We start from the raw sequence: 26199 nt of genomic DNA on the forward strand, positions 1-26199 counted from the left end.
AATCCATCCCCAAAGTTACGGCTGCCTCGCACGAGTTAACTTAGCACCCTTTTCCGAATCAAGTCTAATAGCAGGCGCTGCTCAGCGGATAATGTTCGGGGGCCGTGACCAGGCCGGCGGCCACGGGGTTGTTGTGCATGTAATCCGCCTTCTGCTGCGTAACGGCGGGCGTGTGCAGCGGGACGGGATAGTTAGTTTTCTGCCAGAACATGTACGCTTCGTTCTGGCGGTGGGGCCGGGCGTAGTAGGCAAACAGGCGCATCATCCATTCGCGGCGGCTTTCATGCTCGTCTTCGGCAACGGCTTTGAGCAGTTGGCGGGCAGCAATCAGGTGGACGTGGCTGCTCATAATCACGTAGGCATACAGCTCCAGGCCCTTGTGCTGCTGGCAGTAGCGCAGGCTTTCTACCATGATTTCGGCGTAGCGCGGCCGGATAAACACGTCTACCCAGCCCATCACGGTCAGGGTCAGGAAAAATAAACCATCCGGGTACGTTTTGCGCAGCTCCGACATCGGAATAGGAAATAGTGGTAGCCGCCCGGAATATAAGCACTGCGCCGTCGCTCGGCTGTGCCGAGTAACGACTACGCCGGAGCGGCTTTGCCGCGAGCGTCCCACGCTGCTAGGGCGGGATGTTCGAACGGCGCGGGCGGATTCGCAGCGCAGCTGCTCAAAGCGTAGTTGTCACTCGGCATAGCCGAGCGACGGCGGGGGGAAATAGTGGTATCCACCAGGAATATAAGCACTGCGCCGTCGCTCGGCTGTGCCGAGTGACGACTACGCCGGAGCGGCTTTGCCGCGAGCGTCCCACGCTGCTAGGGCGGGATGTTCGAACGGCGCGGGCGGATTCGCAGCACAGCTGCTCAAAGCGTAGTCGTCACTCGGCATAGCCGAGCGACGGCGAAACGAAACTGCGGAAAACATAAAACCCCGCGCCGGCCGAAGCCAACGCGGGGTTTGTTATTTGGCTACGGCCAAGCTACTACATCCGGGTAATAACCTCATCCCCAAATTCCGAGCATTTCAGCAGCGTGGCGCCTTCCATCTGGCGCTCGAAGTCGTAGGTGACGCGCTTGGCGGCAATGGCGGCTTCGATGCCTTTGTAGATCAGGTCGGCCGCTTCCTGCCAGCCCAGGTGCTCGAGCATCATGGCCCCCGACAGAATCACCGAGCCGGGGTTCACCTTGTCCTGGTTGGCGTACTTGGGCGCCGTGCCGTGGGTGGCCTCGAAGATGGCGTGGCCGGTGAGGTAGTTGATGTTGGCGCCCGGCGCGATGCCGATACCGCCCACGATGGCAGCCAGCGCGTCGGAGATGTAGTCGCCGTTCAGGTTCAGGGTGGCTACCACCGAGTACTCGGAAGGGCGGAGCAGGATCTGCTGCAAAAAGGCATCGGCGATGCTGTCCTTGATGAGCAGCTTGCCGCCGTCGAGGGCCGCTTTCTGCTGGGCGTCGGCCACTTCCTGGCCCTGCTTGGCCAGGGTGCGGTCGTACTGGCTCCAGGTGTATACTTTGTCGCCGAACTCGCGCTCAGCCAGCTCGTAGCCCCAGGTTTTGAAGGCCCCCTCGGTGAACTTCATGATGTTGCCCTTGTGCACGATGGTCACCGACGGCTTCTTGTGCAGCAGCGCATACTGAATGGCGGCCCGGATCAGGCGCTCGGTGCCTTCCTTGCTCACCGGCTTGATGCCGAACGAGGACGACTCGGGGAAGCGGATTTTCTTCACGCCCATCTCGTCCTGCAGGAATTCGAGCATTTTCTGGGCCTGGGGCGTGCCGTTCATGTACTCGATGCCGGCGTAGATGTCCTCGGTGTTTTCGCGGAAGATCACCATGTCGGTCAGGTCGGGGCGCTTCACGGGCGAAGGCACGCCTTCGAACCAGCGCACGGGGCGCAGGCAGGCGTACAGATCCAGCTCCTGACGCAGGGCCACGTTCAGGCTCCGGATGCCGCCGCCTACGGGCGTGGTCAGGGGGCCTTTGATGCCCACGAGGTATTCGCGGAAGGCCTCGAGGGTTTCGTTGGGCAGCCAGTTGCCGGATTGCTTGAAGGACTTCTCACCAGCCAGCACCTCTTTCCACATCAGCTTCCGCTCACCATTGTAGGCTTTAGCCACGGCGGCATCGAACACGCGCACGGAAGCGGCCCAGATGTCGGGCCCCGTACCGTCGCCCTCAATGAAAGGGATGATAGGCGTATTCGGCACGTTCAGCTTGCCGTTCCGGATGGTGATTTTCTGTTCTGCCATTGTTAAAAAGTTGCCAGTGGTTAGTTGACAGTTATTAGTGTTTGGATTGATTTTATGGAAGGATGTTCGGGCGGGGCCTCACCCCTAGCCCCTCTCCCAAGGAGAGGGGAACTAGCTCTAGCGTTTTCTAGAAGTAGTTTTTCTAGTTTTCTAAGGCTAGTTCCTCCTCTCCTTGGGAGAGGGGGCTAGGGGGTGAGGCTTTCGTTGAACATGTCAGTAGCCGAAAATCTCTTTCAGCGTGAGTTGCCGGAGCTGGCCGTACTTGGCCAGCTCCTTGAAGTTGAGGCGGTCTTTGGAGCCGATGACCAGAATGGTCTGGTTCTGGCCCTTTATTTTGGCTTGCTGAAACTGGCTGAGCTGGGCGAAGGTCAGGTTCGGGGTTTGCTCGTACACGTCGCGGCGCAGGTCGTAGTCGAGGCCCAGACGCTTGGCGCGCTCGTAGCTGAAGAGGATATCGGACTTGGTGATGCGCTCGGTGGCGATACTGTTGCGGATGGCGTCCTTGGCAATCTGCAGGTTGGCTTCGGCCACGGGCATGTTGGTGAGCAGGGCCGTCATGCCGGCCATGGCCTCGGGCACCTTATCACTCTGCGCCCCGATGTAGGACAGGATGTAGTTGGAGCGCCCCAGCTTGCCGGCATTGGCGTAGCTCGACGACACGGCATAGGCCAGGGCCTTGGACTCGCGCAGCTCCTGGAACACGATGCTGCCCATGCTGCCGCCGAAGTACTCGTTGTAGAGGCTAGTGGTGGGCACCAGGTTTTTATCGTACAGGTCGCCCTTGGTCAGGAACAGGATTTCGGCCTGCACCATGTTGTAGTCCACCCAATAGACCTTGCGGGAGTTGATGGGTTGCTCCACGAAATCCTTGTCGGCGGGAACGGGCGTGAGCTTGGCGGGTACGCGGTGGTTAGGGTTAAGAACAGTCGCCAAGCCATCAGCCGGACGTGGCCCATAGTATAGCACGCGGTGCTGGTAGCTGGTGAGCTTTTTGGTCAGGGCCGTGAGGTCCGTAGGTTTCAGGGCCAGCAGCTGCTTTTCCGAAAGCTGGCTGGTGAACGGGTTTTTGGGGCCGTACTTGGCGTAGTTCACCAAGCCCTGGCTCAGAATCACCTGCTTGTTGAGCTTGGCGTCCTTCCGGGCCTTGAGCGTGCCGGCCACCATGTTTTTCAGGGCCGCGGCGTCGGGCTTGGGGTTGGCCAGCAGGCTTTCGAACAGCTGCAGCGCCGGCTCGAAGTTCTGGTCCAGCCCGCTCAGACTCACGAACACCCGGTCGGGGCCGCTGCTCACGCCGAAGGAGCAGCCGAGCTTGTAGAACTCCTGCTGCAGCTGGGCCGCGGTGTACTTATCGGTGCCCAGGTACTGCAGGTAGTCGGCGGCCAGGCCCAGGCGCGGGTCGTTGTTGGTGCCCAGGTCGAGCACGTAGTAGAGGTTGAACAGGCCGTTTTCGGTGTTGCGTGTGTAGTACACCGGCACGCCCGAAGCCAGCTTCACTTCCTGAATGTCCTGCTTGTAATCGACAAAAACCGGCTGCAGCTCGGGGGCTTTCTGCGCCGTGACTTCCTGGTAGAAGGCCGAAGAAACCTCCCGGTTCACCGGTACCGGCGTAATGGCGGGCTTTACCACTTTGGCGGCGTTCAGCTGCTTGCCCGTGCGCTTGTAGATCAGGGCGTAGTTCTGGCCGTAGCTTTTCTGGGCGAAGGCCACCACTTCGGCCTTGGTGATCTTACCGAACTCGTCGTACTGGGCCAGAAAGTCCTGCCAGTTCTCGCGGGCCACGAAAGCGGCCACGAAGGCGCCGGCGCGGGCCTCGTTGCTCTCGTAGCTTTTGGTGCGCTGCAGCTGCTCGTTGTTGATGATGGCCGGAATGAGCCAGTCGGGGAAGTTGCCTTTTTTGATTTCCCCGAGCTGGGCCAGCAGCAGGTCGCGCACCTGCGGCAGGCTCTGGCCCTGGCGGGCGGTGCCGTAGAGTACGTGCGCGGAGTAGTCGTTGTTGATGTCGGCGAAGCTGGTGGCCTGCAGTACTTTCTGCTGCTGGTTCAGGTTCAGGTCAATCAGCCCGGCCTGGCCGTTGGTCAAAATCTTGTCGGTCATGCGCACCAGCAGCGCCTCGTGGGTGGTGGTGCCGGGAAAGCGGAAGCCCAGCATCACGTTTTCCGCATCCGGCCCCAGCACTTCCTGCACAATAGGGGCAGTGATGGGCGCTTCCCGGGCGGGCGTAAAGGCGGGCACCGGCTGGCTTTTCAGCTTGCCGAAATACTGGTCGATGACGCGGATGGTCTGGTCGTAGTCCAGGTCGCCGGACAGGCACAGGGCCACGTTGTTGGGCCCGTAGTACTGTTGGAAGTACTTCTTGATTTCCGTGATGGACGGGTTCTGCAGGTGCTCGATTGTGCCGATGGTCGTCTGCGTGCCGTAGGGGTGAGTCGGGTACAGACTGCGATTCAGGGCCTCGTACTCCTTGCTGAAGTCGTTGTCGAGGCCCCGGTTTTTCTCCTCGTACACCGCTTCCAGCTCCGTGTGGAACAGGCGCGGCACCAGCTCGCCCAGCCGCTCACTCTGCACGGCGGCCCACTTCTCGAGCTGATTGGCGGGAATATCCTCCTGGTACACCGTCTGCTCCACCGAGGTGTAGGCATTCGAGCCCTTGCCCCCGATAGCGCCCATCAGCTTGTCGTACTCGTTGGCCACGGCATATCTGGCCGCCACGCCCGAGATGGAGTCAATCTGGTGGTAGAGGCGCTTCCGCTCGGCCGGGTCGGTTTTGGTGCGGTATACTTCGTAAAGCGCCTCAATCTTGTCGAGCTCGGGCTTTTCGGCGGCCCAGTTCTGGGTGCCCAGCCGGGAGGTACCCTTGAACACGATGTGCTCGAGGTAGTGGGCCAGGCCGGTGGCGGTACTCGGGTCGTTCTTGGAGCCGGCCCGTACGGCCAGATAGGTCTGAATGCGCGGGGCATCCTTGTAGTCCGAGAGGTAGACCGTCAGGCCGTTATCGAGCGTGTAGATGCGGGCCTTGAGCGGGTCGCCGGCAACAGTTTCGTACGTGTATGCCCTGGGTTGAGCGGGCACGGCGGCGGTTGCCGGGGGCGCAGTGGTGGTCGAAACCGCGGGTTTGCTGGTCTGACACTGGGTAAGGCTCAATACTGCCAACGCCGGAAATAGAAGCAGAAAGGATTTTTTCACGGGATGTTCCGGCGCGGTATTCAGGGCAAGGCAATAAGGATCAAAGATAGGCGGCTGGTATTGGAATAAAAAGCGCGGCCCGCCCCGTTGGACCCCTGATTCGGCGCGAAGTGGAAATTTTTCTTTATGGAAAGCAGAAAGTCCCCCAAAGGAGGGCTTTTAAACGAAGCACCGGCTTCCCCGGTAAGACCGTTTTGCTGAGCGAAGCCGCGGCAGCTCGCGTGCTGACACTGGATTACTAACTTAACATCAGCCCGCGAGCTGCCGCGGCTTCGCTCAGCGGGACCGACGCATTCTTTGGCCATCCGCCAACACTGGTTTCAGCCATCGAAGTCAGTCCGGAATCCATCCAGGCCGCCCGAATCCGGGGTTTAATCGGTGTCCAGGCCCAGCTGCTGCTTCATGACAGAGAGCATGGGGAATTTCTCCATCAGGTACTCCAGCTTGTCGGAAGAGGTGTAGAGCTTGCGGCCGGTGTCGACCCGCTCCACCACTTCGGCCTGCACGTTGAGGCGGGGGTAGCCGGTGCGGCGGCGCAGCTCACCCAGGAAGCCGGCCCGGAACTCGTTGAACTGGTCTTCCTGAATCGGATTGTCGACGCGGAGCACAATCAGGTGCTGCTCGTTGGCCTGAAACGCGCGGTTCAGAATGGTGTATTCGCTCAGGCTGTTCGGCTTGCGCTCCTCCGTTATTTCACTCCACACCCGCTGCAGCAGGGCCGGGTCGACCGCCGGCAGGCCGGTGACCGGGCCGCTGAGCTCGGCTTCCACGGGGGCTTTGTTGGCCGCCGCTTCCTGCTCGCGCTGGGCCTGCATTTCCCTGAGGCTGCCCAGACCCGGCAGCTTGGTGCCCAGGCCAAGCGGCTTGGGAGCCGCCAGGCTGGGGCGGGGCGGGGGCAGGGGGGCGGCCGTTACCGCCGGCTGGCCCGGCTCGTGCCCGGCAATGCTGGGCCGCCCGATTTCCACGTGGGGCACCGTGTCGCGCAGCTGGCGGGTGGTGGGCACTTCCGTGCTGGCTTCGTCTTCAATGCTCGGCGTCGCGTGCAGCTCCTCCACGCCATTTTCGATGGGCACGATAGGCTCCGGGTCGGCGGGGGCTGATTGGTTTTTGGGTGCTGGTTTTTGGGTGTTGGCTGGTGCTGGCGGCGCGGTATTCGAAGCCGGGTGGTAAGCTGTCGGCGCTTCGGCGGTGCCAGTGGTACGGAGCAGGCCGTTTGAAACCGGGGCCGGGGTGGCGGCCGGCGTTACACTAGTTTTTTTTTTAGCCTCGCCGTTGCTGGTCGAGGCGGCGGGGCCGGCGCTTAGGTCGCGGGCAAACTGCACCGCTCCGTTGAGGTAGGCCAGCTTCATGAGCATCAGCTCGACGTGCAGGCGCTGGTTTTTGGCCTGCTTAAAATCCCGGTCGCATTGGCTGACCAGGTTCAGGGCCGAGAGCAGAAAGGCCAGCGGGGCGGCCTGGGCCTGCTGCACATATCTGGCCCGGATGCCGTCCGACACTTCCAGCAGCTGCACCGTAATCGGGTCTTTGCACACCAGCAGTCCGCGCAGGTGCTCGGCCGCGCCCACCACGAAGTTGTGCAGGTCGAAGCCGTTCTGCATCACCTCATCGAGCAGCAGCAACGTCTGCGACAGGTTTTCGGTCAGCAGGGCGTCAATCAGCCGGAAGTAGTACTCGTAGTCGAGTACGTGCAGGTTCTGGATGACGTCCTTGTAGGTCAGGTTATGGCCCGAAAAGGTCACCATCTGGTCGAACATGCTCAGCGCGTCGCGCAGGCCGCCGTCGGCTTTCTGGGCCAGCAGGTGCAGCGCGTCGTCTTCGGCCCCGATTTTCTCCTGGGTGGCCACGTAGCGCAGGTGCCCGCGAATGTCGTCGACCCGAATCCGGTTGAAGTCGAAAATCTGGCAGCGCGACAGAATCGTGGGGATGATCTTGTGCCGCTCGGTAGTGGCCAGGATGAAGATGGCGTAGGCCGGCGGCTCTTCCAGCGTTTTGAGAAAGGCGTTGAACGCCGCGTTCGAGAGCATGTGCACCTCGTCGATGATGTACACCTTGAAGCGGCCCTGCTGGGGGGCGTAGCGCACCTGCTCCACCAGGCTGCGGATGTCTTCCACCGAGTTGTTCGACGCCGCATCGAGCTCGTGGACGTTGAAGGAGGCGTTTTCCTGGAAGGCCCGGCACGACGAGCACTGTCCGCAGGCTTCCAGCTCGAAGGGTGTATTGTCGGGGTCAGCGGCCTGCCGCAGGGCGGCGGGCACGATGTCGGGGCGGGTGCGGATCAGCTCCGATACCGGCCGGCCCTGGCGCACGTGCTCCTCCACGAACTCGCAGTTGATGGTCTTGGCCAGAATCCGGGCGCAAGTGGTTTTGCCCACGCCCCGGGGGCCGCAAAACAGGAAGGCCTGGGCCAGATGCTGGCTGGTAATGGCGTTCTGCAGCGTGGTAGTGACGTGCTGCTGCCCTACCACGCTCCGAAACGTGGCAGGACGGTATTTACGGGCCGAAACGACGAAATTCTCCATAAGTGCTGACCACAAAGATAGGCAATACCCCGGGCGAATCTGCCTGGTAAAACGGATGGCAGAATACCAATTTGTTTGCCGGGAGAGAAGCCGTGATCTGTAATTGTATAATTATATATATAATAAATAGTATTTATAGCTTACCTTGGGCCCGGGGCCCGCTGACTCCGCCGAGGGCCTGGAGAATCTGGATTTGCTGCTGGGTTGCCGCCGGGCTGACGATTCGACGGGCAGAACCAGCCGGGGCCGGCGTGATTGCCTGTCAAGCAGGGTTTAAAGCCCGTGGATCAAGATCATTTTTCTCATCTTACTTCTTAAGCCCATGAAAAAGCTTTTCCTGTTTTTCAGCGCCGCCGGCCTGCTGGGGCTGCCGGCTGAGGCCCAGCCGAATCCGGCGGCGGCGCCCTCAGTGCCGGCCACTAACACTTACTTCGGGGTGAAAGTGGTGGATCCGTACCGCAACCTGGAAAACCTGACTGACCCGGCCGTGCAGACCTGGATCAGGGCTCAGGCCGACTATGCCCGCCAGACCCTCGACGGCATCCCCGGCCGCCAGGGCCTCATCGACCAGATGAAGGAGTTCGACGCTCGCAAAGCCGCGCAGGTCCGGGGGCTGAAGGTGGCCGACAACGACCGGTATTTCTACTTTAAAACCCGCCCTCAGGACCAGCAGCCCAAGCTATACTGCCGGAGCGGTTACCGGGGGACGGAGGTGCTGCTCTTCGACCCGGAGACGTTTGAGCCGGGTAAGACGTACACCATCGGCAGCTTCTCGCCCTCTTACGACGGCTCCAGGGTGGCTTTCGAAATCAGCGAGATGGGGGCCGAGGTGGGCACGCTGCGGATTATGGAGGTGAAAACCAGGAAGCTATATCCGGAGAAGATTGAGAATACGTGGGGGGCCGGCGAGTGGCTGCCCGATGGCAACAGCTTTACCTACCTGCCCCTCAACGGCCGCGACGTGAAGGACCCGGCGGCCCGCCTCAACACCCAGTCGCTGATGCACCGCGTCGGCACGCCGGCAAGCCAGGACCGGCCCGTGTTTTCGGCCCGACTCTACCCGGCGCTGAACATCAAGCCCGCTGACTATCCCTACGCCGGGTACGACCGGGACACCAGGCTCCTGTACGGCTTTATCAGCACCGTGGAGCGCTACCTGCACGCCTACTACGCCCCGGTGGCCGAACTGGCAAAGCCCAGAATAGCCTGGCAGCCGCTTTTCAAGCCGGCGCAGGAAGTCACCGCCCTCGCCACCGACGACCAGTACATCTACTTCACCACGTCGAAGAACTCACCCCGCCAGAAAATCATGCGGATGCCCGTGGCCCGGCCCAACGTGGCCACCGCCGAAACGCTGGTACCCGAAAGCCCCGACGAGGCCCTGGACGTAGAGCAGCTGCGGACTACCAAAGACGGTCTGTACTTCGTGCGGACCCGGAATGGGGTGGAAGCCAAGCTGTACTTCGTGGCCAAGGGCACCAACAAGATGAAGCATATTGCCCTACCCCAGCCGGCGGGCAGCCTGATGCTGCAGGCCAAAAATGCCGGTTCGCCGGACCTGTGGGTGACGCCGGTGGGCTGGACGGCCGACCGCAAACGCTACCGCTACACTGCCGCCACGAAGAAATTCACCCCGGAGCCACTGTCGTCGGAGGCCCAGTACCCTGAATTCGACAACCTCACGGTGGAGGAATTGATGGTGCCCTCGCACGATGGCGTACTGGTGCCGTTGTCGTTGATCTACAAGGAAGGCACCCCCCACGACGGTACCGCGCCGACGCTGATGTTTGGCTACGGGGCCTATTCCATTTCCATGAATCCGTTTTTCTCCCCGGCTTACCTGCTCTGGACCCAGCAGGGCGGCGTGCTGGCCGTGCCCCACGTGCGCGGGGGCGGCGAGCTGGGCGAGGCCTGGCACAAAGCCGGGCAGAAAATGACCAAGCCCAACACCTGGAAAGACCTCATTGCCTGCGCCGAGTACCTGGTGAAAAACGAGTATACCGCGCCCGGCCGCATTGCCATCAACGGCGGCAGCGCCGGCGGCATCCTTATCGGCCGGGCCCTGACCGAGCGGCCCGATCTGTTTGCGGCGGCTATTCCGGAAGTGGGCTGCCTGAACGCTGTCCGGATGGAAAACTCGCCCAATGGCCCCGTGAATGCGCCCGAGTTCGGCACGGTGCAGAAGGAAGATGAGTGCAAGGCCCTGCTGGAGATGGATGCTTACCTGCATGTGAAGCCGGGCACCAACTACCCCGCCACGCTCATCACGGCCGGCATGAACGACCCGCGCGTCATTGCCTGGCAGCCGGCCAAGTTTGCCGCCCGCCTGCAGGCCAGCACCACCTCGGGTAAGCCCGTCCTGTTCTTCACCGACTACGAAGCCGGCCACGGCATCGGCGACTCCAAGCAGAAGCAGTTTGAAAGCATGGCCGACCTGCTGGCTTTCGGCCTGTGGCAAACGGGAGCCCCGGCCTTCCGGCCAAAACTGGCGGTTGCGAAATAGCCTGCCGGGTGGTAGGATGCCGGTCGATGCCCGGCATTTACGTTAGCCGGCACCTCACCAGCCGGAACATTTTCGGGGTCCGCCAACGTTTTCCTCCTGATGTGCGTACATTCGCACCCCGCTACTTGTGGCGGGCATCGTTCTTTACCATTTGGGGCTGACCGGAATTGACAGCTTGCGCAGGTCGCGAGTAAGCGTGCCGAGTGTTGGGCGAACCACTCGTTAACAATTCGTCCGAACAATAACTGGCGAGTATAGCTACGCCATGGCTGCTTAGTCTAGGTACTAAGTAATGTCATCGTCCCGCATCCGTTTTCTTTTACACGGGTGAGCACGGGGCGTCGTAAGTAGAAGATAGTTTCGAAGGAGGTGTGACTTCGGGGCGAAAACCAACTGCATCTAAGGGGAGTCTACGGGCCTGATGCGCGCCCGGACTACCACGAAAATCCAAGCGTAGATACGCACGTAGAAGGCTCGTCGGTTTCCTTGTCTGGACCAGGGTTCGAATCCCTGCAGCTCCACAGTTTGCTTCGCAAACATCCCCAAAAAAGCCCCGAATCGGATGATTCGGGGCTTTTTTTATGGTTTCCCGTCTGTAATCAGGACTACTTCCGCCGACTCGCCAGCAGCCAGACTCCACCCGCCAGCAGCGCCAGCACGCCCCCGATTACTGCGGCCTTAGGCACGGCCGGGGCAGAATCCTTGGCTGACTTGCGCCGGGCAATCGATTCGTCGGTGAAGGCGTGGCGACTGGTGGCCGCCAGAATCAGGCGCGTAGCTTCCCCGGGCTGGTCCCACTGGGGGAAGTGGCCGCAGTTTTCAAACCAGTAGAGGCGGGCATCGGGGAATTTCTCCAGCGCCAGCCTGGCCTGGCCGGGTAGGCACACCCGGTCCTGGCGGCCCCAGCCAATCACCAAAGGCTCCGTGATGCTGCCTTGGGGCGCGGCCTTCTGTACTTCGCCGTGGGCCAGCCGGTCGAGCAATTCCTCGAAAACGGGGGTGTTGGCAAACGTGTGCATTTCATCGATGGCCTGCTGCGAATCGATGGCCCAGGGCTGGGCCGAAAACTGGGGCAGCAGCACCGTGCGCCCCACGGCCGAGCCGGCAATAGCGGGCATCACGGGCTGCAATGCCTTCACAAGCTTCTGGGAAATGGCTACGGAGTGGTAGAAAACCGGAATTTCCCAGCCCTGCCAGAAGCCGCCGGGGTTCAGGGAAACGACGGCGCCGAGCACGCCGCCGCGCCGGGCCAGCTCCAGCACCAGCCGGCCCCCCATGGAGCTGCCCACCGCGTCGGTGCCGAGCAAATCGTGGGTGGTGAGAAAAGCGGTCAGCGCGTCGGCGAGGGTGCCGATGGAGTTTTCGCCGGGCAGCGGCGGCGTTTTGCCGTGGCCGGGCAAGTCGACGGCAATAACGTCGCGCTCCGCGGCTAGGGCGTCGATGATGGTGTTCCAGGAGCCCAGGCTGCCGCCGATGCCGTGAACGAGAAGCAGAGGGCGGCCGGTGCCGCGGCGGAGGTAGTGCATATTCATGGGTGAGGAAGGTTAGTTGGAAGCGGTAGTGGCGTGGTGCCACGACTTTTTGGTCGTGGTACCACTATCGTTGACCTATCGTTAAACGGCATCTACGCATCAGCGACGATAGTGGTACCACGACCAAAAAGTCGTGGCACCATCCCGACCTGCGGCCGGGAGAAGACCGGGGCTGGTTGAGCTTCCGGCGGCGGGGAGAAGCCGATTAAAACCGGAACGCTTATTTTCGGGCTTCTCCTTTCCCCGCCAGCTGCTCCCGGTCCGCATCCGGCCCCGGGTAATGCTGCTGGCCCTGCCCTTATGGACGTCTCCCGTTTTTCCGCCGGCCTGCTGCTGGCCTGCTCGTTTCTGACCGCTTGCCAGACCCAGAAAATGCCCGCTGCTACCGCTTCTGCCTCGTCAATTACGCCTGCGCCGCTGGTCTGGCAGTCAGCGGCCTACTCCATGTACCGCGACAGTATCGTGCAGGGCCGGTACGTGGCCCGCGCCCGGTCGCGCACCGAGCTGACGTCGAACTACCGGAGCCCGGCCAACGCGTTTCAGAGCCCGCAGGTGAGCTTCAAGTTCAGCCTCAACGGCAAGGACAATGAAATGCAGCCCGGCCAGGACCACGTGTTTATTGCCGTGCCCAAAGCCGGGCAGCCGCTCGAAACGCCGGTTATCGTGTTCGGGCAGCAGTACGTGGACCAAACCCCGGTGCCGGCCAACACTTACCTGGCTCCGAACACGCCGCTCAAAATCCGGTTGGACCTGCGTCCCGTGCTGGCCGCATTCCGGAAGCAGGGCTTTTATCCGCTCTACAACGGCCAGAAGCTCTACAAGGACGACCTGAAGCACGTGTTCGTGGCCGGCAACACCACGCCGCTGAGCTGGGATTTCGACAACCTGATCAACAAGCCCCAGCTGGAGCTGCTGGACGCCGACGGCGACGGCATCTACGAGGCCACCATCGTGCTCAACGCCCACTCCGACGTAAAAACCACCGCCGGAACGTGGCAGCAAAGCCTTGACGTATCGGCCCTGCCCCAGCTGACGTCGGACTACCCGATGCTGGACGCGCTCTATAACCTGGCGCTGGAAGAAGCCAGGCGGGCCGTGGAACCCGATGGCACCTTCCGGACCGGTCAGGAGTGGGCCGGCGTCTGGACCCGCGACATCAGCTACAGCATTATTCTCTCCCAGGCGCTGCTGCAGCCCGAAGCAGCCAAAACCAGCCTGCTGCGCAAGGTGAGCCCGGATGGCCGCATCATTCAGGACACCGGCACCGGCGGCGCCTACCCGTGCTCCACCGACCGCATCATCTGGGCCACCGCGGCCTGGGAAATCTATACGGCCACCGGCGACGAGGACTGGCTGCGCAAAGCTTACCCGATCATCAAAGCCTCCATTGACGACGACGAGCTGAACGCTTACGACGCCACCACCGGCATGGTGCGGGGCGAGTCGTCGTTTCTGGACTGGCGCGAGCAGACCTACCCCAAGTGGATGCAGCCGGCGGACATCTACCAGAGCGAAAGCCTGGGCACCAACGCCGCCCACTACCAGGGCAACCGCGTGCTGGCCCTGATGGCCGAGCAGCTGGGCGAGGCCGCCGTGGCCCGTATGGCCCAGGCCCGCGCCGACCGGATCAAAGCTGGCATCAACCGCTACCTGTGGCTGGAAGAGCAGGGCTATTACGGCCAGTACCGCTACGGCCGCACGTTCCCGGTGCTTTCGCCCAAAGCCGAGGCGCTGGGCGAGGCCCTTACGGTGCTCTTCGGCATTGCCGAGGGCAGCCGGTCTCAGCAGGTGGTGGCCCGCACGCCCGTCATGGACTACGGCATTCCCTGCATCTACCCGCAGATTGCCGGCATTCCACCCTACCACAACAACGCCGTATGGCCCTTCGTGCAGAGCTACTGGGGGCTGGCCGCCGCCAAAGCCGGCAACGAAACCGCGTTTATGGAAAGCCTGATGGCCGTGGCCCGGCCGGCGGCCATGTTCCTGACCGACAAGGAAAACTTCGTGGCCTCCAACGGCGACTTCGCCGGCACGCAGGTGAACAGCAGCAACATGCTTTGGAGCCTGTCGGGTACGCTGGGGCTGGTGTATAAGGGCCTGTTTGGGATGGATTTCCAGGCCGACCACCTCACGTTCCGGCCCTTCGTGCCCCAGGCGCTGGGGGGCACGCGCAAGCTCACCGGCTTCCGCTACCGGGGCGCCGTGCTCAGCATCGAAATGGTGGGCTTCGGTCAGGGCATCCGCCGCATCACCCTCGACGGCCAGCCCCTGCCCGATGCCACCCTGCCCGCCACCCTCACCGGTCCCCACGACGTGCGCATCGAACTGCCCGGCGACAAGTTCGGATCCTCTGCTCAGAACAAAGTGCCGCACCACGTGGCCCCCATGACGCCCGCCGTAAGCTACGCCGGCGGCCGCCTCAGCTGGCCCGCCGTGGAAGGGGCCCAAGCCTACCAGGTGCTGCGCAACGGCCAGTTTGCCGCCCGCACCACCGAACCAGCCTACGCCGTGTCGACGCCCACCGCCTACACCGAATACCAGGTGCTGGCCGTGGATGCGCAGGGCTTCGATGGCTTTGCCAGTGAGCCGCTGCCCGTAGAAGCCAATAAATTCCGCCGCACCTACGAGCTGGAAACGGCCACGCCCAAATCGGCCAAACCCTACCAGGGCTATACCGGCAAGGGCTTCGTGGAAATCAGCAAAACCGTGAACCGCACCATCAGCATCAAGGTGCAGGTGCCCGCGGCCGGCCTCTACGCCCTGGACTTCCGCTACGCCAACGGCAACGGCCCCATCAACACCAGCAACAAGTGCGCCCTGCGGACGCTGCGCCGGGGCGCCGAGCCGCTGGGCACCGTAGTGCTGCCCCAGCGCGGGGTGGACGAGTGGTCGGACTGGGGCTTCACGAACCCGATTCTGGCCCGGCTGGAAAAAGGCTCCCAGACGCTGCTGCTCACTTTCGAAGCGGCCAACGAAAACATGAACGGCGCCGTGAACCAGGCCATGCTCGACCACCTGCGCGTGACCAGGGTGGAGTAGGGGAGGCAGTTGTCATCCTGAGTGCAGCGAAGCGGAAGGAAGAACCTTCCTCTTGCCAATTGCTGAGCCCTTATGAATGGCCAAAGCCCTTTTTCGCACCCGGCAGAAAAGGGCCTTGCTCAATTAAAGAGGTTTTCTGCTTATCAGAGGAAGGTCCTTCGCAAACTCAGGATGACAGATGACAGACTGTATTTCTCGCATCCGTACCTTCGGGGCCGCAACCGGCGGTTGACGGCCACTATCTGGGCGGCGGCGCTTGCACTCTGGCCGATAAACTCCAATTTCGTTTTCTGAATCCACTTTCATTCCCTCCTATGTCAGCACCAACTCTTACCGGCCTGCGCGCCGGCGTCCTGCACGGCGACGAAGTACAATCCCTGTTTCAGCACGCCAAGACCAACGCCTTTGCGCTGCCGGCCGTCAACGTGACGGGCAGCAACACGGTAAACGCCGTGCTGGAAACGGCTGCCGCCATCAACTCGCCGGTGATTATCCAGTTCTCCAACGGCGGGGCGCAGTTCTTCGCCGGTAAGTCGATTGCCAACGACAAGCAGCAGGCCAGCATTGCCGGCGCTATTTCGGGCGCCCACCACGTGCACCTGATGGCCGGGCTCTACAACGTGCCCGTGATTCTGCACACCGACCACGCCGCCAAAAAGCTGCTGCCCTGGATTGATGGGTTGCTCGATGCCGGCGAAAAGCACTTCGCCCAGTACGGCCAGCCGCTGTACAGCTCCCACATGCTCGACCTGTCGGAGGAGCCGATTGAGGAGAACATCGAAATCTGCAAGCGCTACCTGGAGCGCATGGCCAAAATCGGCATGACGCTGGAAATCGAGCTGGGCGTGACCGGCGGCGAAGAAGACGGCGTGGACAACTCCGACGTGGACTCCAGCAAGCTCTACACCCAGCCCGAGGAAGTGGCCTACGCCTACGAGCAGCTCAGCGAGGTAAGCAACCGCTTCACCATTGCCGCCGCTTTCGGCAACGTGCACGGCGTGTACAAGCCCGGCAACGTGAAGCTGGAGCCCCGGATTCTGCACAACTCCCAGGAGTTCCTGCGCCAGAAGCACAATATCGCCGAGGCCCTGCCCATCGACTTCGTCTTCCACGGCGGCTCGGGCTCCAGCCAGGAAGAAATCCGCGAGGCCATCGGCTACGGTGCCATCAAGATGAACCTCGACACCGACCTGCAGTGGGCGCTGTGGCAGGGCATCAAGGACTACTACGTGAAAAACGAAGGCTTCCTGCAGGGCCAGATCGGCAACCCCGGCGGGGCCGATTCGCCCAACAAGAAGTACTACGACCCGCGCGTATGGCTGCGCAAGGGCGAAGAAACCTTCGCCACCCGCCTCAAGCAGGCTTTCGAAGACCTGAACGCCATCAACCGCCGCCCGTAACGGGTAGTCAGAAAAAACAGAGCGTCATGCCGAGCGCAGCCGAGGCATCCCGCGCGGCAGCGTCGGCGGAGTAATCCAGCATCAGCCCGCGAGATACTTCGACTTCGCTCAGCATGACGTTGTTTTTTGCAGGTAAAAGTCCCGCTTCCAACCCTGGAAACGGGACTTTTGCTTTCTGGTGAAAAGCTAAACCTACTTTTTGCTCTTCTGGGTCTGCAGCTCGCTGGCCAGGCGCAGGAGCAGGTCGCCGAGGGACCGGAGGGCGGCTTGCTGATCGGCCGGAGCCTGGAAGGCGGCCTGGTTGGTCTGGGTGCCCAGCAAGCTGAGCGAGCTGCCGATGGCTGCGCCGTTGAGCTTGCCAGCGGTAAGTAGAGATTGAAGGGTGCCGATTTCGCGGGCAATATCCTGCAGGCCGGGAATGCCGCTTTGCAGAAACTCCTGCTGCCAGGCTTCGGTATTGTCCATGGCCGCGCTGAGCGGGAGGCCGGTCAGGCCGTTTTGCAGGGCGCGGACGGTTTCGTTGAGGCGGTCAGTGCCGGAGGAATCAGTAGCCATAAGGGAAAGAAAGAGGTGGTTGGGAAGAGGTGGGGATTAAACGGCGGAAGTGGCTTCGGCGGCCACCAGCTGCAGCTCCCGCAGTACGCCAATGGCGCGGCAGGCGCTGGCTTCCTTGTCTTTTATTTCGAGCATAATGTCCACGTCGAGGCCGTGCAGGTGGGTCAGAAACTCCCGGAACAGCGCTTCTTCCAGGGTAGACGTGTGCTTGCCTTTCCGTTCGCCGGGCTGCTGGGCGCTGTAATCCATCATCATCACGCCGTCGCGGGTGGGGTGCCAGGTGGCGGCGGCGAGGCGCAGGGCATCAGCCATCGGCTCGCCGTGGTTCAGGCACTCGTGGTGGAAGTTGTCGAACAGGATGGGAATACCCACGGCTTCATGCACCCGCAGACAATCCTGGAGGCTGAACAGCCGGTCGTCGTTTTCAATCACCAGCCGCTGTTGCAGGCGTTCCGGCAGTTCCCGGTAGGTGGCAATGAAGCGGGCAATGGCCCCTTCCCGGTCGCCATACAGCCCGCCGACGTGAATCTGGAGCTTGGCCGTGGAGTCCATCTCCATCAGATCGAGCATGGTGCCCTGGTATTCCAGCTCGGCGATGCTGCGCTGCACGATATCCGGGTTCGGCGAGTTCAGCACCACAAACTGGTCGGGGTGCAGCGATACGCGCAGCTTTTCAGCCCGAATATAGTCCCCAAGGGCCCGGAATTCGGCCGCGAAGCGCGTTGGCCAGGGAAAGGTGTTGATGGGGTGTGAGCCGAAGGGCACGATGCCCGAGCCGATGCGAAAAAAGTGCAGCCCGTGGGCTACGTTGTATTCCAGGATGCGCTGCAAGCACGCCAGGTTGTTGGCTATTACCGTTTCGACCCGCTCGGCCGAGTAGGAGGCCAGCCGAAAGGTGGTAGAAGCCGAGCAGGTAAGGGACTCGTTGACGCAGGGATACCCGATTTTCATACCCGGGCTTTACGGGAACGAAGGGGAGATGGTGAAGCGGGGAATCCAAAAATCGACGGTCATCTTACTTGCCACTCTACTCGTAGCCTTTGTTGTTCTTGAAGTTGCGGTTATACTTCTGGCGGGCTTTTTCCGCTTCCAGCGCTTTCTGCTCGGCCTGAATCTCCGCCATCTTGCGGCGCTCCTGTCCGGCCCGGGAAAACTGCTCGTAAATCAGGCTGATGGGGCTCGCCAGGGTCGGAACGGGCTCCCTGGGGGCAATAGTATCGACCGGAAACAAAGGCCTGGGCGGCGCGGCGCGCCGTACTACGTTGGTGGAAGGCGCAGGCCGGCGCACGTTGCGCAGGGCGCGGTTTATCTCGATTCGGTCGGGACGGTCGGACTGAATCCGTACTTCGCCCAGCTGCACGCTGTCGCGCACCATGTAGATCTGAACGATGATCTGCGAGAGGCCGGTGCGGTTCAGGGGCAGCCGTTGGCGCTTGAAGCCGACGGCCCGAAACATCAGGGTGTCGGTGTTGGCCACGTCGATGGCAAAATCGCCTTCTTCGTTAGCTACCGTGCCCCGGGTAGTACCCTGAATCAGCACGGCGGCGCCCGGAATGGGCTTGCGGCCCGCCAGAGTGGAGATGGTGCCCGTCACGCGTACCTGCGCCGAAGCGGCGGCCGCCAGCAGCAGGAAAATCAGCAGAGAGCACAGAACAGGCAACCAGGAACGCCGCACGAGATAAAATAGACCAGTCATCAGGAAAACTAAACGCCGCAGCCTGCAAGGTAGCCAACTACTGAGCCAAAAAAAGCCTGCTCCGTTGCAGGGGCAGGCTCTTGAACTTAGGAATGAGGCCAACGGTGCGGCTTAGAACCGCTTTACCGTCCGCTCGCCATCGGCATCGATCTTCACCTTGCTGCCATCAGCGCGCTTAATTTTAACGTCACCGTCGCTGCTCACTTTGCGCTTTGAACCGTCCATGTATTTCACTTTGCGGTTATCGTCGTCATTTTCAAGCTTCTTGACGGCCTTGCGCGGGCCGGTGTTACGCACCGTTGTCACCGTGGCCGGGGTAGCCACTACCACCGTTTCCGGGGCGCCGGCCACGTAGCGGGTGTCAGCGTAGCTGAGGCGGTTGGTTTCGTACTGCCGGTACTTGTCGGGGCTGTTCAGGGCGGTGCGCAGGCCGTTGTCGGCTTCGGCATTTACGGCCCGGGCGGCGGCGTAGCGGCCGGCCGTGTCGGTAGCATACTGGTTATCCAGATCCGAAAGACGACGGGCGCGGTTGTAGTACACGGTGCGCACTTTGGTTACGACCACCGAATCGGTCAGGCTCAGATCGGTGGCCATTTGGTTGGCAATCCGGTCGGCGCGGTCCTGATACTCCATGTCGCCCGCGTTGTCAATCACTACGGCCGTATCGCCGGCAGTCGGCGTTATGGCCGTGGTGGTTTCGGTTTTTTTGTCCTGGGAGCAGGAGGCTACGGTGAGAGCACCGGCTACGGCGCTCAGGAGAATCAAACGGATGTTGTTCATCGGGAGGAAAAAAAGAAGATAGGAGTGGCCGGATATAGAAATCCGACAATGCCCGCTATACGGCTCCGGCCGCCGTGCGGTTATAAGTAGGGTTTGCCCGCGTAAAAAAGCCCGATTCCGGTTGGAAACGGGCTTTCGCTCAGGTTATCGGCACTGCAGGCGGACTACTCAACTTTCGTTTTGTTGCCTTCGGCATCCTTGGTTTTTACCTTGCCGTTGTCTTTTACTTTGATTTTGCTGCCGTCTTCGGCCTTGGCTTTCATCTCGGTTACGGTACCACCACCGGACATATCAGCGTTATCCGCCGAGCTCACGTCCGACGACGAGTTCATGCTGCCCGTCGCGTCCATATCCGCCGTCGACGACATGGCAGCATCGTCCATGTAGTTCGACTCGTAGTAATCAGCGCGGCTCGACTCGTAGGCGGAGTACTGGGTTGGGTCGGTGAAAACGCTTTTCAGCTCCGTGTCGGTATCGGTGTAGACCGTGCGCATGGCGGCGGCCATGCCGGTGGTGTCGGAAGTATACTGGCTTTGCAGGTCACCGAAACGCTTCTCGCGATTGTAGTATACCGTGCGCACTTTGGTGCGGGTAGCGTCGTCGAGCTTCATCTTGGTGGCCATGTCGGCGGCAATCCGGTCGGCGCGGCTGTTGTAGGCCTCATCGGTATACATGGCCGGCGAGGTTGTGGTCGTCGTCGTGGTGGTGGTCATACCGCCATCCATGGTGGTAGTATCGGTGGTTTTCTCTTGGGAGCAGGAGGCCAGGGCCAGCGTAGCGGCGCAGGACAGGAAAAGGAGGGAAGTTTTCATGGTGGAGGGCGTTTGCGAAAAAAAACATCGGAAAATCGATGATGGCGCATGTACGCGGCTGTCTTCGTTGTGGTTACCTTTTTATCTTGGCTGAGCACAAAAGGGCCTTCCATTGTGCAACGGAAGGCCCTTTGGGAGCAGTGGTGAAAGAGGTCAGCGCCCGGGTATTATTAACTGCTGCTACGCCCGGCGCAGCTCAAACACCGTGATTTCGGGCAGGAAACCCACGCGGCCCGGGTAGCCGATAAAGCCCAGACCCGTATTCACGTAGAGATGCTGCTTGCCCTGCTGATACAGGCCCGCCCACTGCTTGTACACGTACTGCACGGGGCTCCATTTAAAGCCCGGCAGATTCACGCCGAACTGCATGCCGTGGGTGTGGCCCGAGAGGGTGAGGTCAATATCCGGGTATTCCAGCACCTGCGCTTCCCAGTGCGAAGGGTCGTGGCTGAGCAGGATTTTGAAGGCCGCGTCGCCGCTGCCGGCGTGGGCCCGGGCCAGGTTGCCGTACTTCGGAAAGCGCATCTGCGCGCCCCAGTTCTGCACGCCCAGAATGGCGATTTTCTCCCCGTTGCGCTCAATGGTCTGGCTTTCGTCGAGCAGCAGCTGCCACCCGATTTTGGCGTGGTTCTGCTTGAGCCGGTCGAGGTTGGCATTCTTGGCCGTGGCCCCGCCCCGCTCGCTCCAGTCCACGTAGTCGGCGTAGTCGTGGTTGCCGAGCACGGAATAGATCGGGTGCCGCGACTGGATCTTGGCCAGCGTGCCGATATGAGGCTCTACCTCGGTGGCCACGTTGTTGACCAGGTCGCCGGTCATAAACACGAGGTCGGCGTTCTGCTTGTTGATCAGGGCCACGGCCCGTTCCAGGGGCTCGGGGTTGGCGTTGAAGGAGCCCGTGTGCAGGTCCGAAATCTGGAGCACCCTGAAGCCGTCGAAGGACGCGGGCAGGTTGGCAAACTTCAGCACCACGCGCTTCACCTGGTAGTTGGTCGCGCCCCGGGCCATGCCCCAGAGCAGAGCCGCAAACGGAATGCCACCCGCCAGCAGCGCCAGCCGGTTGATAAACTGGCTGCGCGAGATGCCCGGGCTGCCGTCGTCGCCAATCGGGGCCGGCTGCGTGCCGAACTTCGAGGCCGCATAACGCACCAGGCGGCCGGCATCGTCCACCAGCAGGAACAGCACTACCACCAGCTTCGACACAAACAGGATCAGGATGGCGCTGGTGAGGTAGGTGCGCAGGGCGGTAGGCGGCGTGCCGCGCGACACGGCCATCCAGGCAACACCGACCAGAGAAATGAGGGTGAGCAGCCAGTAGCCGCCCGAAATCAGGCGCTGGGTGCCGGCGGTAGCGCCCTGGCTAACGGTGCGCACGGCCTGAAATACGTACCAATCGACTCCTAACAAAAGCACGACAAACAGCGCGCTGGTGATGATTCTTTGCATAGTGGGGGAGAAACTGCGCGGTCCGGCTGAAGTTTTGGTGCCGGAAAGCTACTTTACCAGACGGATGACGGCCGGCTTTACTTTATACGCCTGGGCCCTACAACACCAATACCAGATGGAAACGTTTGACAATCTGTCCGAAGAATCCGGAACTCCCGGGCCTTACCCGACGCCGGCCAGCTTCAGCATCAAGAGCTGGGCTGAGGAAGACCGGCCCCGGGAGAAGCTCATGCAAAAAGGCCGCACGGCCCTCTCCGACGCCGAGCTGCTCGCTATTCTGCTCGGCTCGGGCACCGCCCGGCTGTCGGCCGTGGACGTGGCCAAGCTGATTCTGGCCGCCGTGGGCAATGATCTGAACGAGCTGGCCCGCCTGTCGCTCAAGGACCTGATGCGCCATAAAGGCATTGGCGAGGCCAAAGCCATTACCATTGTGGCGGCGCTGGAGCTGGGCCGCCGCCGCCGGGAAACCGCCGCCGCCGCCCGGGTCACCATCACCTGCTCGCGGGATATTTATAATGTGGTACGCCCGCACCTGCAGGATTTGCCCCACGAGGAATTCTGGGTGATTCTGCTCAACCGCGCCAATGTGGTGATGCGCAAAGCCAGTATCAGCCGCGGGGGCGTAGCCGGCACCGTGGCCGATCCGAAGCTGATTTTCAAAGAAGCCCTGGAGCAGCTGGCCAGCAGCCTTATTCTGGTGCACAACCACCCCAGCGGCAACCGCAGCCCCTCAGCCGCCGACATTGCCCTCACCCGCAAGCTCAAAGAAGCCGGCCAGTTTCTGGATCTGCCAATTCTCGACCACCTGATCTACACCGACCTGGGCTACTACAGCTTCGCCGACGAAGGCGTGTTGTGAGTTGCCGGTTGCGAGTTGTGAGTTGTGAGTTGCCAGTTGCCAGTTGTGAGTTGCCGGTTGCCAGTTTATAGGGCAGTCGTTGAACGAACTGGCAACTGGCAACTGGTAACTGGGAACTCAAGACTGGCAACTGGTAACTGGCAACTGGGAACTCAAGACTGGGAACTCACAACTCACAACCGGCAACTGAAGCTACCTTTGCAGCTATGCGTATCAATCCTAAACTTCTGCTGGCCGTTGGCTTGCTTGTGGTGTTCGGCTACTTTCTCCAGGAATTCGTGCTGGGCGATAATCAGTTTGCCGCCGGCATCAACAAGATCCGCAAGGAAAAAAACGACTCCTTCCGCCGCGCCAGAAACTCGCCCCTTACCGCGGAGCAGCGCGACCAGTTCGACAGCCTGCGCTACTTTCAGCCCCGGAAAGACTACGTGGTGAATGCTAAGCTGGAGCGTTTCGGGAAGCCGGAGGAGGTGCAGATTCCGCTCACCGACGGCAAAACTGAAGCCTACCTGCGCTGGGGCCGGGCCACGTTTGAGGTGGCGAAAGTCCCGCAGCAGCTGGTCGTGCTGCTCAAGCTCGACGAAAAAGACGGTAAGCTCTTCGTGCCTTTCACCGACAAAACCAATGGCTTCGATACCTACGGCGGGGGCCGCTACCTCGATATTGCCCTGCCCAAGGATGGGGAGAACGAAGTGACGCTGGATTTCAACCAGGCCTACAATCCCTTCTGCGCCTACGCCCCGAGCTTTGCCTGCCCGGTGCCCCCGGCGGAAAACCGGCTGACGGTAGCCGTCCAGGCCGGGGAGAAGACCTTTCCCGAAATCGACCATACCGGCCACAACCACTAATCGGGTCGAGTGGTGCCACGACTTTTTGGTCGTGGTACCACTATCGTTGAACGGAACCCACGCATCTGCAACGGTAGTGGTACCACGACCAAAGAGTCGTGGCACCACCGTGGCCGGGCGCAGGGCATTGGCATTGGCCCCGGGAGCCATATCCGCCCCCCGTCCGAATCCTTACCTTTGCCCTGATTCAGTTGCCGGTTACCAGTTGCCAGTTGCCAGTTCGTGCAACGATAGTCAACTGGCAACCGGCAACTCGTAACTGGAAACTGATACAACTGATGAAAATATCCTTCGACTGGCTCCGCACACTTATTCCTACCGACCAACCCGCCGTGGAAATCGGCAAGCTGCTCACCGGCTCGGGCCTGGAGGTGGAGGGCATTGAGGAGCTCGAAAGCATCCCCGGCGGCCTGCGCGGCCTCGTGCTGGGCACCGTGCTGACCTGCGAAAAGCACCCCGACGCCGATAAGCTCAGCCTGACCACCGTGGATGTAGGCGACGGCACGGCCCGCCAGATCGTGTGCGGGGCCGCCAACGTGCGCGCCGGCCTGAAAGTAGTGGTAGCGTTAGAAGGTGCCCAGCTCTACCCGGCCCAGGGGGAGCCGTTCAAAATCAAGAAATCCAAAATCCGGGGCGCGGCTTCCGAAGGTATGATCTGCGCCGAGGACGAAATCGGCCTGGGCACCTCCCACGCCGGCATCATGGAGCTGGATACCGCCCTGCCCAACGGCACGCCCGCCGCCGACTACTTCGGCCTGGGCTCCGACTCGGTGTTTGAAATTGGGCTGACGCCTAACCGCGCCGACGCGGCTTCGCACTACGGCGTGGCCCGGGAGCTGCGCGCCCTGCTGCGCCAGCCCTGCCAGCTACCCGACATCAGCCAGTTTCACGCCCCGGCCACGGCCGGGCGGAACATTACCGTGGAGATTCAGGACCCGGAAGCCAACCCGCGCTACGCTGGTCTGCTGCTCGAAAACGTGCTGGTGGGCCCGTCGCCGGAGTGGCTGCAGCGCCGCCTGCGCAGCATTGGCCTGTCGCCCATCAACAACGTGGTGGACGTGACCAACTTCGTGCTCCACGAGCTGGGCCAGCCCCTGCACGCTTTCGACGCCGACCAGATTAGCGGCGGCAAGGTCATCGTGAAGCGGGCCGTGGAAGGGGAGAAGTTCGTGACCCTCGATGGCACCGAGCGTACCCTGAAAGGTGCCGACCTCGTTATTGCTGACGTCAATGGCGCGCCCATGGCCCTGGCCGGCGTGTTCGGCGGCCAGACCTCCGGCGTATCGGCGGCCACGACCCGCGTGTTTCTGGAAAGCGCCTACTTCCAGCCCGCGGCCGTGCGCAAAACGTCCCAGACCCATCAGCTCAAGACCGACGCCTCCTTCCGCTTCGAGCGGGGCACCGACCCAAATATGGTTCTGGTAGCCCTGAAGCGCGCCGCCCTACTGCTCCAGGAAGTCGCCGGCGCCACCGTGGCCGCCCCCATCGTGGACGAGTACCCGACGCCCATCGGCCCCACCGCCGTGCGCCTGCGTCTGCCCCGGGTGGAGCGGCTGGTCGGCCAGTTCATTGCCCCGGAGCGCATCCGCCAGATCCTGACCGACTTGGATATCCTGATTGCGGAAGAGATTGAGCCAGACCAAAGCCAACAACCAACAACCAACAACCAACAACCAACCTGGATTCTGAGCGTGCCCCCGCACAAGGTGGACGTGACCCGGGAGGCCGATGTGATTGAGGAAATCCTGCGCATCTACGGCTATAACCACGTGGCTTTGCGGCCCCACAACGCGGCTTCCTACCTGGCCAAGTTCCCCAACCCCGACCCCGAGGTGCTGCGCCAGAACACGGCCCGCCTGCTCAGCGGCCAGGGCTTCTCCGAAATCATCACTAACTCGCTGACCAACTCGCTCTACTTCGAAAAGGCCGGGGAGAAGGACGAGACGCTGGTGCCGGTGCTCAACTACAACAGTGCCGACCTGAACGTGATGCGCCCCACCATGCTCCACTCGGGCCTGGAGGTGATTCGCTACAACGTGAACCGCCGCCAGCGCGACCTGAAGCTCTACGAGTTCGGCAAAACCTACCACCGCGAAGCCGATGGCAAGTACTCGGAGAAGAACAAGCTCGTCCTTTTCCTGACCGGCAACACCACGGTCGAAACCTGGCAGCAGAAATCCGATAAGGCCACGTTCCACCAGCTGGCCGGCGCGGTGCAGCAGGTGCTGGCCGCGTTCGGCTTTGCCCAGCCTGCTTCGCAACCCGTGCAGCACCCGTATCTGGCGGGGGGGCTTACGCTGCTGGCCCAGAACCAGCCCGTGGCCCAGCTCGGGGCCGTGTCAGCAGCCGTGCTGAAGCGGCTCGACGTGAGTCAGGCGGTGTGGTACGCCGAGCTGGACTGGGACTGGCTGATGAAGAAATACAAGAACACGCTCACGGCCCGCGAGCTATCAAAATTCCCGGAAGTGCGCCGCGACCTTTCCCTGGTCGTGGACCGCGCCGTGACGTTCGACCAGCTCCGCCAGATTGCCCAGCGCACCGAGAAGAAGCTGCTGCAGGGCCTGAACGTGTTCGACGTGTACGAAGGCGAAAACCTGGGGGAAGGCAAGAAGTCGTACTCCGTCAGCTTCAGCCTGCAGGACCCCACCCAGACCCTCACCGAACAGGCCATCGACTCGGTGATGCAGCGTCTCATCGACCAGTTCGAGAAGCAGGCCGGCGCCGTGATTCGGCGGTAGATTGGTTTTTGGTTGTTGGTTTATGGTTATTAGCCGTTGGTTT

The 26199-nt window shown here is 61.8% G+C and carries 17 protein-coding genes and 1 other RNA gene; 7 read left to right on the plus strand and 11 right to left on the minus strand.

Features of this window, described 5'->3' with window-relative positions; all coding sequences use genetic code 11:
* Nucleotides 1-64: 64 nt before the first annotated feature.
* The 4 genes from ABD833_RS07355 to dnaX form a co-directional block, all read right to left on the minus strand.
* A complete protein-coding gene (locus ABD833_RS07355; protein WP_345072009.1) occupies nt 65-514 on the minus strand; it encodes a transposase in 450 nt (149 codons plus the stop codon).
* A gap of 469 nt (nt 515-983) precedes the next feature.
* The gene (icd, locus tag ABD833_RS07360; protein ID WP_345072010.1) at nt 984-2249 is read right to left on the minus strand and encodes an NADP-dependent isocitrate dehydrogenase; all 1266 of its coding nucleotides are present in this window, start codon (nt 2247-2249) and stop codon (nt 984-986) included.
* A gap of 213 nt (nt 2250-2462) precedes the next feature.
* Nucleotides 2463-5432 carry a M16 family metallopeptidase gene (locus tag ABD833_RS07365; protein WP_345072012.1) on the minus strand — a complete coding sequence of 990 codons (2970 nt, stop codon included), beginning with the start codon at nt 5430-5432 and terminating at the stop codon, nt 2463-2465.
* A 371-nt stretch (nt 5433-5803) separates the two neighbouring features.
* Nucleotides 5804-7951 (minus strand): DNA polymerase III subunit gamma/tau, encoded by a 2148-nt coding sequence (gene dnaX / locus ABD833_RS07370; RefSeq protein ID WP_345072014.1) that lies wholly within the window; start codon nt 7949-7951, stop codon nt 5804-5806.
* 322 nt (nt 7952-8273) lie between these two features.
* On the opposite strand from dnaX, the gene ABD833_RS07375 reads away from it, so the two are divergent.
* Nucleotides 8274-10454, plus strand: coding sequence for a prolyl oligopeptidase family serine peptidase (locus ABD833_RS07375; protein WP_345072016.1), 2181 nt, complete (start codon nt 8274-8276; stop codon nt 10452-10454).
* Between the two features lie 153 nt (nt 10455-10607).
* Nucleotides 10608-10978, plus strand: a transfer-messenger RNA (tmRNA) gene (ssrA, locus tag ABD833_RS07380).
* Nucleotides 10979-11059: 81 nt separating this feature from the next.
* Here the strand turns inward: ssrA and ABD833_RS07385 are convergent.
* Entirely contained in the window at nt 11060-11986 is a 927-nt protein-coding gene (locus tag ABD833_RS07385) for an alpha/beta fold hydrolase (RefSeq protein ID WP_345072017.1), read from the minus strand.
* Between the two features lie 300 nt (nt 11987-12286).
* Here ABD833_RS07385 and ABD833_RS07390 point away from each other — a divergent pair, with 300 nt between their 5' ends.
* Both ABD833_RS07390 and fbaA read left to right on the plus strand, forming a co-directional pair.
* Nucleotides 12287-15025, plus strand: coding sequence for an alpha-L-rhamnosidase-related protein (locus ABD833_RS07390; RefSeq protein WP_345072018.1), 2739 nt, complete (start codon nt 12287-12289; stop codon nt 15023-15025).
* A gap of 314 nt (nt 15026-15339) precedes the next feature.
* Nucleotides 15340-16425, plus strand: a complete 1086-nt coding sequence (gene fbaA, locus ABD833_RS07395) for a class II fructose-bisphosphate aldolase (RefSeq protein ID WP_345072020.1) — start codon at nt 15340-15342, stop codon at nt 16423-16425.
* A 192-nt stretch (nt 16426-16617) separates the two neighbouring features.
* Here the strand turns inward: fbaA and ABD833_RS07400 are convergent, their stop codons facing one another.
* From ABD833_RS07400 to ABD833_RS07425, 6 genes are all read right to left on the minus strand, one after another.
* Complete coding sequence (locus tag ABD833_RS07400; protein WP_345072022.1) at nt 16618-16980, minus strand: hypothetical protein; 363 nt, start codon at nt 16978-16980, stop codon at nt 16618-16620.
* 36 nt (nt 16981-17016) lie between these two features.
* Complete coding sequence (gene uvsE, locus ABD833_RS07405) at nt 17017-17931, minus strand: UV DNA damage repair endonuclease UvsE (RefSeq protein WP_345072024.1); 915 nt, start codon at nt 17929-17931, stop codon at nt 17017-17019.
* Nucleotides 17932-18007: 76 nt separating this feature from the next.
* Nucleotides 18008-18655 (minus strand): carboxypeptidase-like regulatory domain-containing protein, encoded by a 648-nt coding sequence (locus ABD833_RS07410; protein ID WP_345072026.1) that lies wholly within the window; start codon nt 18653-18655, stop codon nt 18008-18010.
* Between the two features lie 132 nt (nt 18656-18787).
* On the minus strand, nt 18788-19456 hold the full coding sequence (locus ABD833_RS07415; RefSeq protein WP_345072027.1) for a hypothetical protein: 669 nt from the start codon (nt 19454-19456) through the stop codon (nt 18788-18790).
* A gap of 164 nt (nt 19457-19620) precedes the next feature.
* Nucleotides 19621-20268: a hypothetical protein gene (locus tag ABD833_RS07420; RefSeq protein ID WP_345072028.1), complete on the minus strand. Its 648-nt coding sequence runs from the start codon at nt 20266-20268 to the stop codon at nt 19621-19623.
* Between the two features lie 180 nt (nt 20269-20448).
* Nucleotides 20449-21711: a metallophosphoesterase gene (locus tag ABD833_RS07425; RefSeq protein ID WP_345072030.1), complete on the minus strand. Its 1263-nt coding sequence runs from the start codon at nt 21709-21711 to the stop codon at nt 20449-20451.
* Nucleotides 21712-21826: 115 nt separating this feature from the next.
* Between ABD833_RS07425 and radC the strand changes: the two genes are divergently transcribed.
* From radC to pheT, 3 genes are all read left to right on the plus strand, one after another.
* Nucleotides 21827-22570 carry a RadC family protein gene (gene radC, locus ABD833_RS07430; protein WP_345072032.1) on the plus strand — a complete coding sequence of 248 codons (744 nt, stop codon included), beginning with the start codon at nt 21827-21829 and terminating at the stop codon, nt 22568-22570.
* A 206-nt stretch (nt 22571-22776) separates the two neighbouring features.
* On the plus strand, nt 22777-23418 hold the full coding sequence (locus ABD833_RS07435; protein ID WP_345072034.1) for a DUF1684 domain-containing protein: 642 nt from the start codon (nt 22777-22779) through the stop codon (nt 23416-23418).
* 278 nt (nt 23419-23696) lie between these two features.
* Nucleotides 23697-26156: a phenylalanine--tRNA ligase subunit beta gene (gene pheT, locus ABD833_RS07440; protein ID WP_345072035.1), complete on the plus strand. Its 2460-nt coding sequence runs from the start codon at nt 23697-23699 to the stop codon at nt 26154-26156.
* Nucleotides 26157-26199: the final 43 nt, after the last annotated feature.

Origin of the sequence: Hymenobacter fastidiosus (genome assembly GCF_039539565.1) — a bacterium.
Lineage (GTDB): Bacteria > Bacteroidota > Bacteroidia > Cytophagales > Hymenobacteraceae > Hymenobacter > Hymenobacter fastidiosus.